Source organism: Kitasatospora sp. NPDC097605 (genome assembly GCF_040302725.1).
Classification (GTDB): Bacteria; Actinomycetota; Actinomycetes; order Streptomycetales; family Streptomycetaceae; genus Kitasatospora.
Map to the genome: position 1 here is coordinate 119,836 of NZ_JBEOSF010000002.1, position 12,217 is coordinate 132,052.

Genomic DNA, 12,217 nt, shown 5'->3' on the forward strand with positions numbered 1-12,217 from the left:
CCCGCCCATTCTGGAGGACGGCAAGTGACCGCCGCCGCACCCCGCACCAAGCCCGCCCCCGGCTCCGGCGTCCACTCCGGAATCCGGCTCGGGCTGCGCGCCAACCTCGCCCAGTTCACCCTGCTGGTCACGGTCAACGCCCTGGTCGGCGGCATGCTCGGCCAGGAGCGCACCGTCCTGCCACTGCTCGCCGACCGCACCTTCCACCTCTCCGCCTACACCGCCGCGCTGACCTACATCGTGGCGTTCGGCGCGACGAAGGCCGTCACCAACTTCTTCGCCGGCGCCCTCTCCGACCGCTACGGCCGCAAGCCGGTCCTGGTCGCCGGCTGGCTGCTCGCCCTCCCGGTGCCGCTGCTGCTGATCTGGGCGCCGACCTGGGGCTGGGTGGTGTTCGCGAACGTCCTGCTCGGCGTCAACCAGGGCCTGACCTGGTCGACCACCGTCATCATGAAGATCGACCTGGTCGGCCCCGCCCGCCGGGGCCTGGCCATGGGCTTCAACGAGGCCGCCGGCTACCTCGCCGTCGCCGCCACCGCGATGGGCACCGGCGCCATCGCCGCGCACTGGGGACTGCGCCCGCAGCCGTTCCTGCTCGGCATCGCGTACGCCGCCCTCGGCCTCGGCCTGTCCGTGTTCGCCGTCCGCGAGACCCGCGACCACGCCCGCGCCGAGGCCGCCCTCCACCCCTCCCCCGCCAACCCCGACCACCACGGCGCACTCACCACCGCCCAGGTCGCCCGCACCACCAGCCTCACCGACCGGGCCCTGTCCTCGGCCAGCTGGGCGGGCATGGTCAACAACCTCAACGACGCCCTGGCCTGGGGGATCTTCCCGCTGCTGTTCGCGGCGCACGGTCTGTCGGTCGCCCGGATCGGCCTGCTCGCCGCCCTCTACCCGGCGGTCTGGGGGCTGGGCCAGATCCTGAGCGGCTGGTGGTCCGACCGGATCGGCCGCAAACACCTGATCACCGCCGGCATGCTCCTGCAGGCCGTCGCGATCGGCCTGGTCGCCGCCGGCACCACCTTCCCGGTGTGGGCCCTGGCCCAGGTCCTGCTCGGCGCCGGCACCGCACTCGTCTACCCGACCCTGCTCGCCGTCATCGGCGACATCGCCCACCCGGCCTGGCGCGCCCGCGCCGTGGGCGTCTACCGGCTCTGGCGCGACGGCGGCTTCGCCGTCGGCGCCCTCCTGGCAGGGGCCCTCGCCGACGCCTACGGCGTGACCACCGCCGTCTGGGCCGTCGCCGGCCTGACGGCCGCAGCGGGCGCGGTCGTCGCCGTGCGGATGTACGAGACCCACCCTCGCCGCCCCGGCAGCCCGTGAGCCCCGGGAGGACCACGGCCCCGCGCCACCGTGGCTCCGTCGACGCGGCGCCGCCCCGGTGATTCGAGGACGGCCGGAGGGGGTGGCGTCACACAAGACTCAACACGCCCACCCGAAACCCGGCTCCGCCACCTGGCCGGCCGGTCAGACGGGCGGTTCGAGATCGCCGCGGCCATCGCGGTGCGGCCCACGGTCCCAGGGCTCCCCCTGGAAAGGTTCGATGTCGGTGACGTCGTGGCCCCATGCTTCAAGGGCCCCTCGGGCAACGCGCCGGCCAGGGTCGTCGCTGCTGGTCTCCAGGATGCGGCGCGCGTGCACGGCGAGGTGATCGCGATGCCGGGCAAGCGCGGGGTGTTCGGCGAGGACGGGCGCGGCGAGGCCGGCGGCTTCGCGCACGTCCTCGTGGCTGTCCCGCAGGAAAGGCGCGACGGCTCGATCGAGCATCGGGCGCAGGTCCCGGAAGGCTGCCGGCGTGGTGTCAGGGGTGAGGAAGCCAGGGAAGTACCGCTCGGTGCGGTCGACCATCTCATCGGAGGCGTCGTAGGCCGTGAAGCCAACCAGTTCAACAAGGTCGGGCAGACGGGGAGGTTGCGATACGGCCGGAGGGTCATGGCCGCCGGGTGGGCGAGGATACCGGCCATATATGGCGACGGGGGCGGTGGCTTCGTCGACGCTGTTCTGTGGCCGACCAGCTCCCCCAGTTCCGACAAAGCGGTGACCTGCACCTTGGGATCGAGCGCCAGCAACCGCGCCAGGACCTCGGGACGGCTTCCGCCGTTCCCGAAACCCGTCCGGAGCGAACCCCGATCAGTCTCCGCCAGGACCACCTGGTAGGACGGCAAGTCAGGCTCGCGGGACGCCCTGGCTCTGGAGCTGCCGTGGTTCACGGGCCGAACCTGGACCGGACCTCTGACACGCCCGTCCGGGCAGTTGGAAGCCGTTGTCCTTCCGAGAGTGACGGCCGCGTTTGCGCTGGTCAGGCATAGGGTCGGTGTTCGGCGGCAGAGACGAGGCGTTGTGTCGTCTCTGCGGTGGAGGCGCCGGGATGCCGTCGGTAGGACCTCCTGGTGCGCTCAAGGTCTCGACGACCCCGAGCTGCGCCAAAGGCCCCGCCCTCATGCAGGCACGGACCGAAGACCGCCCGACCGAGCCGCCGCATTCGAACCCATGCTCACCAAGACCGGTCCGACAACGGCTTCTGAGGCCGGAAGGCCGGAGCGCAGCGACGGCCACACCCGCGCAGGCCGGAAGGCGTCAGCGGGCGGCCGGGTGGTGGTGGCGGGGCTGGGGGTGGGGGTGGGCGACGGCCGGGGCAGGTGTGTGCCAGGTGCGGGTGGCCAGGGCCGCCGCCGCGAGGGCGAGGGCGGCGAGGGCGGCACTGGCGGCGGGGAGGCCGGCCGTGGCGCCGAGCCAGCCGGCCAGCGGGTAGGCGAGCAGCCAGCAACCGTGCGACAGCGAGAACTGGGCGGCGAAGACGGCGGGCAGGTCGGCCGGCGGCACGGCGTCCCGCAGCAGGCGCCCGCCCGGAGTGAGGATCAGCGAGCCGGCCGCGCCGAACCCGGCCCACAGGGCGAGCAGCACGGGCCAGCGCCATCCGCCGCCGTCCGCCGTCCGCCCCGCCGCGGTGACCGCGGTCAGGACGGCGAGCAGGCCCGCCACGGCGAAGGCGGCGGGCAGCATCACCGACCGGTCGGCGACCCGGTCCAGCACCCTGGGCAGCAGCAGGGCGACCACCATCGACCCGCCGCCGCACGCGCCGAGCGCGAGCGGCACGTCACCGGCGGGGCGGCCGAGCTGGTCGCGGACGTAGACGACGGTGTTGACGATCACCGTCGCCCCGCCGGCGGCGACGGCGAGGTCCAGGGCGAGCAGGGCCCGCAGCCGCGGCACGGAGAGGAAGAGCCGGATCCCGGCCAGCGAGCGCGCCGACAGCGGCTGCGCCCCGATCGGCCCGGCCGTCGTACCACCGAGCCCACCCGGCAGGACCACCGAGACGACCAGGACCGCCGAGGCGAGGAAGCCGATCACCGTCCCCCAGAACAGCCAGCGGTAGCCGACCAGCGCCAGCAGTCCGGCGGCCAGGGCCGGGCTGACCAGGCTCTCGGTGTCATAGGCGAGGCGGGAGAGGGACAGCGCCCGGGTGTAGTCGCGCTCCTCGGGCAGGACCTCGGGGATGACCGACTGGAACGCCGGAGTGAAGATCGCCGAAGCCGCCTGCAGGACGAAGATCAGCAGATAGACCTGCCAGATCGACCCGACGAACGGCAGCCCGAGCGCCACCCCGGCGCGCGCCAGGTCGGCGGCGACCAGCAGGCGCCGGCGCGGGATCCGGTGCGCCAGCGCGGCCACCACCGGGGCGAGCCCCACGTAGGCGACCATCTTGATCGCCAGTGCGGTGCCCAGCACCGAGCCGGCGTCGGGCCCGGCGAGGTCGTAGGCGAGCAGGCCCAGCGCCACCGTGGCCAGGCCGGTGCCGACGAGGGCGACCACCTGGGCGGTGAACAGGTGCCGGTAGGTGCGGTTGCGGAGGACGGAGAGCATCGGGGGACTCCGTTCGGACTCGGCGCGGGCCGCGGCAACCCGTCCGGGGCGCCACCCCTTCAGAATAGGGCAACATGTGCATACCTGTGCACGTGTTTGGGACAAAAAACCGCCCCTTCCGGCACCGGACGGGGCGGCGGCCCGCAGGCGCGGCGAAGAGCGCTCAGTCGTGCGGAGGCAGCCCGCTGATCTGGTGGTCGGCCACGTTCAGCGCCTCGTGGACCAGTCGCCGCAGGTGCCCGTGCCGCAGCGTGTAGACCACCCGCCGGCCGTCCTTGCGGGTCGACACCAGCCCGGCCAGCCGCAGCTTGCCGAGGTGCTGGCTGACCGAGGGGCGCGCCGCACCGGCGGCCTCGGTCAGCGTCGTCACGTCCGCCTCGCCCTCGCTCAGCCGCTGGAGCAGCGCGAGCCGGGTGCGGTCGGCGAGCAGGGAGAGGATGCCGGCGGCCACGTCCAGCCGCTCGTCCGCGCCGGAATGCTGCGAGGCGTGTGCACCTGATATCTGGAGGCTCCCGCTCATGGCCTCATCGTAGAGGGCGCGCGACCACCGTTCACCCGCCCCGCCCCACGCGGTTCACGCCGCCTGCCGCCAACGCGCCCCCGCTGTTCACTGGCGCCCGTTTCCCCCACCCCGCCGCCTCCCGCCGTCAGAATGGGCCCGCCGGAGCCCGACCACCGCGCGCGCCCGCCGCGAACACCGCCGGGCCGTCCGGCGCGCCCCGGTCCACCGGCGCCAGACCCATCCGCGGAGGCGACCGTGTCCATGCTCGTCATCACGGGGACCTACCGGATCCTCGACAGCCAACCCGGCGGCGACACCGTCCACTTCACTCCGCAAAACCCCGGCTTCCGGCACGACGTGCCGGGCCGGCACCGCGTCACGCGCAACAGTCACGGCGGCGGCACCGTCCGGATGGACGCGATCGACGCGCTGGAGACGCACGACGAGGGCGCCGGCCCCGGCACCGTCCACCAGCCGCTCGACCTCGGCGCGCACGCGGCCCGCGACGCGCTGATCTCCTGGCTCGGCTTCACCGGCGTCGTCCAGAACGCCGACGAGAAGGTGACCGCCGCAACCCCGGAGACCGTGCCGGGATTCGTGCGGGCCGGCGGCGCCGACACCTTCGGCCGGGCCGTCTGCCTCGTCGGGCGCGGCCAGCCGCCCTCCGGCGCGAAGAGCGGCGACCGGATCACCGTCACCCGTGGACCTGCTGCGGCAGACCGCCAACCACCACCTGCTCGCGAGCGGGCTGGTCCACCCCACCCTCTACAGCAACCTGCCCGAGGTGCTGCGCGTCGACCTGGCCGCCGTCGCCCGGCAGGCCCGCGCCGCCAAGGCGCCCGGCAGCGTCCGGCAGCGTCCGGCAGCACGACCTCACCACCGACGGCGTCAGGGTGGACGACCTCGCCTCGATCACCGACCACCAGGTGCTGCTGCCCGAGCTGTTCCGCCGACTCGCCGACCACGTCCGGCTGTTCGGCCCGGCGCTGGACTGCTTCCCGGTATACCTGGCCGGCGAGGGGGAGCAGTTCCACGTGCCGGAGCGGGAGAAGGCGATCCGCGGCCTGCAGCACCTGGTCGAGGTCACCGGCGACACCGTCCGGATGACCCGGCCGATCGAGGAGGTCGTGCTCGTCGAGAAGTGACGCCCGCCCGCGCTCAGCCCTCCCGGAGGTCCGCGATCCGGCGGATCTTGCCCACCGAGCGCTCCAGGCTGTACGGGTCCACCACCTCGACGTCCACGCTCACGCCCACCCCGTCCTTGACGCCCCGCACGATCGCCGCGGCGGCCGCGTCCCGCTGCTCGGGAGCGGCGTCCGGGCGCGCCTCGACCCGCACCGTCATGTGGTCCAGCCGGCCCCGGCGGGTCAACCGGAGCTGGAAGTGCGGCGCCACGGCGGGCACCCGCAGCAGGACCTCCTCGATCTGGGTCGGGAAGACGTTGACCCCGCGCAGGATGATCATGTCGTCGCTGCGTCCCGTCACCCTGGCCATCCGGCGGAAGGCGGGACGGGCGGTGCCCGGCAGCAGGCGGGTGAGGTCGCGGGTGCGGTAGCGGATCACCGGCAGCGCCTCCTTGGTGAGCGAGGTGAAGACGAGTTCTCCGCTCTCGCCGTCCGCCAGCACCTCGTCCGTCAGCGGGTCGACCACCTCGGGGAGGAAGTGGTCCTCCCAGATGTGCAGGCCGTCCTTGGTCTCCACGCACTCCTGGGCGACGCCGGGCCCCATCACCTCGGAGAGGCCGTATATGTCGACGGCGTGCAGGTCCATCCGCCGCTCGATCTCGGCGCGCATCTCCTCCGTCCACGGCTCGGCGCCGAAGATGCCGACCCGCAGCGAGGTCGTGCGCGGGTCCACGCCCTGCCGGTCGAACTCGTCGAGCAGGGTGAGCAGGTAGGACGGGGTGACCATGATGATCTCGGGGCGGAGGTCCTGGATCAGCTGGACCTGGCGGGCCGTCATGCCGCCGGACGCCGGGACGACCGTGCAGCCGGCGCGCTCGGCGCCCGCGTGCGCGCCCAGCCCGCCGGTGAACAGGCCGTAGCCGTAGGCGATGTGCACGGTGTGGCCGGGCCGCCCGCCGGCCGCCCGGATCGAGCGGGCCACCACGTCGGCCCACACGTCGAGGTCGTGCTGGGTGTAGCCGACCACGGTGGGGCGGCCGGTGGTGCCGCTGGAGGCGTGGATCCGGCGGACCTCCTCCTTCGGGACGGCGAACATGCCGAAGGGGTAGGTGTCGCGCAGGTCGGCCTTGGTGGTGAAGGGGAAGCGGGCGAGGTCGGCCAGGGTGCGGCAGTCCTCGGGGGCGACGCCGGCCGCGTCGAACTTGCGGCGGTAGAGCTCGACGTTGTCGTAGGCGTGGCGCAGCGTGGAGCGCAGGTTCCGGAGCTGGTGCGCGCGCAGTTCCTCGCGGGTCATCCGCTCGCCGGCGTCCAGCAGTCCGTCCGGCGGCGCCTCGCCGAGACGCGCCGCGGTTCCGCCCGCGTCCGCCGCCGTTCCGCCGCTCATCGCGCCTCCCTCCGCCAATACCGACCGATCATTCGGTTGGCTTTCGACCTGGCCAAGTAATCCAGTACCCGAACCACCTGTCAAGGGTCGACGCGCGCCAACCCCTGTCCTTCGTCAGGGCCGATCTCTGCCGAACGGCAGATGGCGGCGGGCCGCCGATCGGGGAGGCTCGTCGACGTCACCCACCGACGTCACCCACCGACGTCACCCACCGACATCACCCACCGACCTCACCACCGTCCACCCACCGGCCGGAAGACAGAGCGCATGAGCCGACCCGACATCCACTCCCACGTCCGACCCGATGATCCACCCCACCTCGAACTGACCGACGTCAGCAAGGTCTACCGCGGCGGCAAACGCGCCGTCGACGGCCTCTCGCTGCGGCTCGGCCCCGGGCTGCTCGGCCTGCTCGGGCCGAACGGCGCGGGCAAGTCCTCGCTGATGCGGATCGTCGCCACCGTCACCCGGCCCACCGCCGGCCGGGTCACCTACCGGGGCGCCGACGTGCTCGCCCGACCCGAGCTGCTCCGGCGCGAACTCGGCTTCCTCCCGCAGGACTTCGGGGTCCATCCGCAGCTCACCGCGCGCGAGTTCCTCGGCTACCTGGCCGCCGCCAAGGGCCTCTCCGCCCGCTCCGCGCGGTCCAGGATCGAGGAGTTGCTCGCCCTGGTGAACCTGACCGAGGCGGTGCGGCGGCCGCTCGGCGCGTACTCCGGGGGCATGCTGCGCCGGGTCGGCATCGCCCAGGCGCTGCTCGGCGATCCGCGCGTCATCGTCGTCGACGAGCCGACCGCCGGGCTCGACCCGGAGGAGCGGGTGCGCTTCCGCAATCTGCTGAGCGCGCTCGCCGAGGACCGGGTGGTGCTGCTGTCCACCCACATCGTCTCGGACGTCGAATCGGTGGCCGGGGACATCGCGGTCGTCGCCGGCGGGCGGCTGCTGCGCCGGGGCAGCCCGGAGGAGCTGCTGGGCGGCCAGGCCGGCCGGGTCTGGGAGGTCCTGGTCGACCCGGGGGCGGTGGCCGCCGTGCAGGCGCGGTACGTGGTGAGCCGGATGGTGCGCACCGGCGACGGACGGATGCGGCTGCGGCTGCTCGCGGACGGCGCGCCGTCCGCCGACGCGGTGCCGGTCGCGCCGGACCTGGAGGACGCGTACCTCGGCCTGGTCCGGCCGGCCGCCGCCAACGACCGTCCGGAGGTGCGGCGATGACCGCGAACGCCCTCGCCGCCGCCCGTGCCGGGGTGCTCGCCCGTCCCTGGCGGCTCGCCCTCGGCGACTTCCGGGACCGGGTCCGCCGCCCCGCCTACGCGGTGACGCTGCTGGCCGCCGTCGGCCTCGGCCTGCTCGCCGTCCCGCCCGCCGACGGGCACTGGGCGATCCTCGCGCTGGGCCGCTACCGGGGCGAGTACAACAGCGCGTACGTCGGCACCGCGACCGCCCTGGCCGGCGCGCTCTGGCTCACCCTCGGCGGGTTCTACGTGGTGCGCAAGGGGCTCGGGCGCGACGAGGAGACCGGTGTCGGCCTGCTCCTCGCCGCGACGCCACTGCGGTCCGTCGAGCTGCTGCTCGCGAAGTTCCTCGGCAACCTGCTGGTCCTCGCGTCGATGCTCGGTGTGCTCGCGCTCACCGCGCCCGCGCTGCAACTGGTCCGGGGCGAGGACCGCTCGCTCGACCCGGTCGCCCTGCTGACGCCCTTCCTGGTGCTGACGCTGCCGCTGCTCGCGGCGACGGCCGCGCTGGCCGTGCTGTTCGAGACGGTGCCGCTGCTGCGCGGCGGGCTGGGCAACGTCGTCTGGTTCGCCTGTGCCCCGGCCCTGCTGATCGCCGGCGAGCGGCCCGGCGCCCCGCTCGGCGGGCTGGGCCTCGGCCCGGTGGCCGCCTCGCTGCGCGACACCCTGGCCGCGCGCGGGGTCGGCCTCGGGGGCGACGAGTTCAGCCTCGGCCTGACCAGGGTGGAGAGTTCGCTGGAGCCGTTCCGGTGGGACGGCGCGGGCCTGGGTGGCGGGTTCCTCGCCCAGCGGCTGCTGCTGGTGCTGCTCGCGGTGGCCCTCACCGCGTTGCCGGCGCTCTGGTTCGCCCGCTTCGATCCGGCGCGCGGTACATCGGGCGAGCGGCGGCCGCCGCTCGGCAGCGGTGTGGCCGGTGAGGCGGCGCCGGTGGCGGCCGCTCCCCCGGTGCTCCCGCTCGCCCCGCTCGCCCCCGGCTCCGCCGGGTCCGGGCGCGGACCGGGCTTCGGCCGCCTGCTGCTCGGGGAGGCGCGGATGCTGTTCGCCGACGCCTCGCGCTGGTGGTGGCTCGCCGCCGCCGGCCTGGTCGCGGCCGGCCTCGCCGTCCCGCCCGGCACCGGGGCGGGCGCGGTGCTGCCCGCCGCCTGGATCTGGCCGGTGCTGCTCTGGTCGCGGCTCGGCAGCCGCTCGGCCGAGTACGGTCTGGAGGCCCTGCTCGGCGCCTACCCGGCCGCCCGTGCCCGGCTGCTCGCCGAGTGGGCCGTCGGGGTCCTGCTCACCGCTCTGGCCGGCGCGGGCGTCCTGGTCCGCCTGGCGGCGGCCGGCGACACCGCAGGGGTGGCCGCCTGGTCGGCCGGCGCCCTGTTCATCCCCTCGCTGGCGCTCGCCCTCGGCACCCTCTCCCGCACCCACCGGCTCTTCCAGGCCCTCTACCTCCCGCTCTGGTACCTGGTGGTGAACCAGGTCGCCGGCGTCGACTTCATGGGCGCGGTCCGCCGCGCCGGGCATCCCGCCGGCCCGTCCCCGCTCCTCGTCACCGCCGTGGCCCTGGTCCTCCTCGCCGCCGCCGTCCTCACCGCCTCCGCCCGCCGTGCGCTGCGCGACTGACCGCCTGCCCGCGGCGGCGGCCCGGTTCACCAGTCGGCGGCGATCCGGTCGGCGACCGGGAAGTCGGCCTCGCACACGGGGCAGGTCGCGTGGCCGAAGACATGGGTCAGCACATGGGCGACCTCGCTCCGGCCGTCGGCGAGCGCGAGCTCATGGAGGCGCCGGCCGATGCCGTCCAGCTCGGCGGGGGCCGCGGGGCGCAGGGGGCGCGTCTCGACGTCGTCGTCGGAGAGCGCGTAGTCCTCGGCGGTCGAGAAGAACCCGCGCTCGCCGAGGGCGATGAACAGGTCGGCCTCACAGCCCGGGCAGGAGATCCGGTACTCCTCGGTGACGATCCCCCAGGCCAGGTCCTCGCTCCAGCCGTGAACGCCTTCGAAGCCCAGCATGGATTCCAGGAGATGGACGTAGTCGGCCGGGTTCACTGCGGCCCGCAGCTGCCGGTTCACCGCTTCCAGCAGGGTGGCGGTCTCCGCGGCGAACAGCGAACGGACGTCCCCCGCTCCGTGCTCCTGCCCGGTTCCGGCCACGATCGCGCCGGCCATGATCGCGCCGGCCAGGTGCACGGCCTGGACCTCCTGTTCCCGATCCCCGCACCGGGACCGCTCGGCCAGCCAGGGCAGGGCCGCGAAGCTGGCCGGGTAGACGCTGCCCTGGTGGCACAGCGCCGACCACAGGTCGTTCCAGAGTTCGGCGGTCGGGGCCGAGGCGATCCGGTCCAGCAGGTCCGGGATGTCGTCGGCGGAGCCGTAGGCATGGCTGAGGCGGGACCAGTCCGTCATACCCGGATCCAACCATGCCGGGAACGGCCCATGAGGATGGTGCTACCGTCACTAGCACCATGTTGCTGAAGCTGGAGGTCGGGGACGCGCGGCCGTTGCACGAGCAGGTCGCGGGGGCGATTCGACGGGCCGTCGGGGAAGGGGAGGTCGCGCCCGGGGAACGGTTGCCGCCGGCACGGGAGTTGGCGGCCGCGCTCGGGGTGAACGCCAACACGGTACTGCGGGCGCTGCGGGCGCTGCGCGACGAAGGGGTGCTGGAGTTCCGCCGGGGGCGCGGCGTCACGGTCCGGCAGGGTGCCGACCGGCGCGCCGAACTCCTGGACGCGATACGGCGGCTGGTCGCGGACGCGGCACACGCGGGCTTCGGCCGGGAGGAAGTCGTCGAGATGATCAGGGGACTGGAGTGAGCAAGGGTTCGCGGTCGGACGGTCGGCGCGGCAGGGAAGTGGCGTGCTGGGCCGTCGGGGTGTCCGGGGTGCTCGTGCTGCTGCTCGGACTGCCCTGGGCGGCCCGGACCCGGCTGCCGGAGCCCGTGGCCACGCACTGGAGCGGAACACACCCGGACGGTTCGACGTCGCTGACGGCGGCGGCCCTGTTCCCCGCCGGCATGTGGGCGGCGGCGGCCGCCGCCGGAGCCGTCGCCCGGTGCCGCGGCGGGGAGCAGGCGCGGCTCTGGGCGGCGGCCGGACTGGCCTTCTGGGGCGTGCTGCTGACGGGTGCCCAGGGGTCGATCGTCTCGGCCAACCTGGACCGCCCCACCTGGCAGGAGGCCCGCCCGCTGGGCGCCGAGGTCGCGCTGGCCCTGGCGGCGGCGGCCGGGGCCGGGCTGGTGGCCTGGCGGCTCGCCCGCCGGGCCGGAGCGGAGCCGCGCGCCGCCACCGCCGCCGGCGGACCACGGCTCGAACTCCCCGACGGGCAGCGCGCCGTCTGGCTCTCCCGCACGGCCAATCCCTGGCTGGGCCTGCTGGCCGCAGTGGCCGGCCTGGGCGCGGCAGGATCGGCGCTGGCCGGATTCGCCGGGCTGGGCGCTCCGGCCTGGGCGCTCGCCGCCCCGCTGGGGGTCGTCGCGCTGGCGGGAGCCGGCTGCTCGTCGGTACAGGCCCGGGTCACCGAGCGGGGCCTCACCGTGGCATTCGGCCCGCTCGGCCTGCCGGCCCGGCACTGGGCACCGGAGGAGATCGCCTCGGCCCGGTCCGAACAGCGCACGCCCGCCCAAGTCGGCGGCTGGGGCTACCGGTTGAGCGGCCTGGGCACCACGGTGATGCTACGCCGCGGCGAGTGCCTGGTGATCCACCCCCACCAGGGCACCGACTTCGCGGTGAGCGTGGACGACGCCGAACGCGGCGCCGCCCTGCTGAACGCCCTAGCCACCCACCGGCCCCCGGGCGAGCACACCACACCTGCCCCCGACTGAGGCGGATACGGGTCTCCGCAACACCCCGCCCCCGTCCGGACCCGGCCCTGCACACCCGAACGCTCCAGCCGCTCCAGTCGCTCCGGCCCGGGCCCCGCACCACCCTCGCCGCCTCGGGCTCCGCCCCGGCGGCTCCGCGCTCGACCGCCACCCCCACGAGAGGGCGCACGCCTGCCGCACGGGAAGTCGGCCGCTCCGGCTTCCCACGCATGGGCGGACGCAGGGGGCACTGGTCCCAGCCGGAGACCAGCGCGGGAAATCGGCCACCTGGGCGGGGTGTCGTTCGCGGCTCCCGGCGCGCCGTCGGTAG

At 74.8% G+C, this 12,217-nt stretch carries 11 protein-coding genes; 6 read left to right on the forward strand and 5 right to left on the reverse strand.

The window, feature by feature from the left end; all coding sequences use genetic code 11:
• Nucleotides 1-24: 24 nt before the first annotated feature.
• Complete coding sequence (locus ABTX81_RS02610; protein ID WP_350541098.1) at nucleotides 25-1,326, forward strand: MFS transporter; 1,302 nt, start codon at nucleotides 25-27, stop codon at nucleotides 1,324-1,326.
• Between the two features lie 144 nt (nucleotides 1,327-1,470).
• Here the strand turns inward: ABTX81_RS02610 and ABTX81_RS02615 are convergent, their stop codons facing one another.
• From ABTX81_RS02615 to ABTX81_RS02625, 3 genes are all read right to left on the reverse strand, one after another.
• Nucleotides 1,471-1,851, reverse strand: a complete 381-nt coding sequence (locus tag ABTX81_RS02615) for a hypothetical protein (protein WP_350541099.1) — start codon at nucleotides 1,849-1,851, stop codon at nucleotides 1,471-1,473.
• A 729-nt stretch (nucleotides 1,852-2,580) separates the two neighbouring features.
• A complete protein-coding gene (locus tag ABTX81_RS02620) occupies nucleotides 2,581-3,867 on the reverse strand; it encodes an MFS transporter (RefSeq protein WP_350541100.1) in 1,287 nt (428 codons plus the stop codon).
• Between the two features lie 163 nt (nucleotides 3,868-4,030).
• Nucleotides 4,031-4,387 (reverse strand): ArsR/SmtB family transcription factor, encoded by a 357-nt coding sequence (locus tag ABTX81_RS02625; RefSeq protein ID WP_350541101.1) that lies wholly within the window; start codon nucleotides 4,385-4,387, stop codon nucleotides 4,031-4,033.
• Between the two features lie 875 nt (nucleotides 4,388-5,262).
• Here ABTX81_RS02625 and ABTX81_RS02630 point away from each other — a divergent pair.
• On the forward strand, nucleotides 5,263-5,514 hold the full coding sequence (locus ABTX81_RS02630) for a hypothetical protein (RefSeq protein ID WP_350541102.1): 252 nt from the start codon (nucleotides 5,263-5,265) through the stop codon (nucleotides 5,512-5,514).
• A 13-nt stretch (nucleotides 5,515-5,527) separates the two neighbouring features.
• Here ABTX81_RS02630 and paaK read toward each other — a convergent pair whose 3' ends face one another.
• Complete coding sequence (gene paaK, locus ABTX81_RS02635) at nucleotides 5,528-6,877, reverse strand: phenylacetate--CoA ligase PaaK (protein WP_502892695.1); 1,350 nt, start codon at nucleotides 6,875-6,877, stop codon at nucleotides 5,528-5,530.
• A gap of 267 nt (nucleotides 6,878-7,144) precedes the next feature.
• Here paaK and ABTX81_RS02640 point away from each other — a divergent pair, with 267 nt between their 5' ends.
• Nucleotides 7,145-8,089 (forward strand): ATP-binding cassette domain-containing protein, encoded by a 945-nt coding sequence (locus ABTX81_RS02640; RefSeq protein WP_350541103.1) that lies wholly within the window; start codon nucleotides 7,145-7,147, stop codon nucleotides 8,087-8,089.
• Nucleotides 8,086-9,714, forward strand: a complete 1,629-nt coding sequence (locus tag ABTX81_RS02645; protein WP_350541104.1) for an ABC transporter permease — start codon at nucleotides 8,086-8,088, stop codon at nucleotides 9,712-9,714. The genes ABTX81_RS02640 and ABTX81_RS02645 overlap by 4 nt, the downstream gene beginning before the upstream one ends.
• Nucleotides 9,715-9,740: 26 nt before the next feature.
• On the opposite strand, the gene ABTX81_RS02650 is transcribed toward ABTX81_RS02645, so the two are convergent.
• Nucleotides 9,741-10,493, reverse strand: a complete 753-nt coding sequence (locus ABTX81_RS02650) for a hypothetical protein (protein WP_350541105.1) — start codon at nucleotides 10,491-10,493, stop codon at nucleotides 9,741-9,743.
• A 59-nt stretch (nucleotides 10,494-10,552) separates the two neighbouring features.
• Between ABTX81_RS02650 and ABTX81_RS02655 the strand changes: the two genes are divergently transcribed.
• A complete protein-coding gene (locus tag ABTX81_RS02655; RefSeq protein ID WP_350541106.1) occupies nucleotides 10,553-10,900 on the forward strand; it encodes a GntR family transcriptional regulator in 348 nt (115 codons plus the stop codon).
• Nucleotides 10,901-10,968: 68 nt separating this feature from the next.
• Nucleotides 10,969-11,907: a DUF1648 domain-containing protein gene (locus ABTX81_RS02660; RefSeq protein ID WP_350541107.1), complete on the forward strand. Its 939-nt coding sequence runs from the start codon at nucleotides 10,969-10,971 to the stop codon at nucleotides 11,905-11,907.
• Nucleotides 11,908-12,217: the final 310 nt, after the last annotated feature.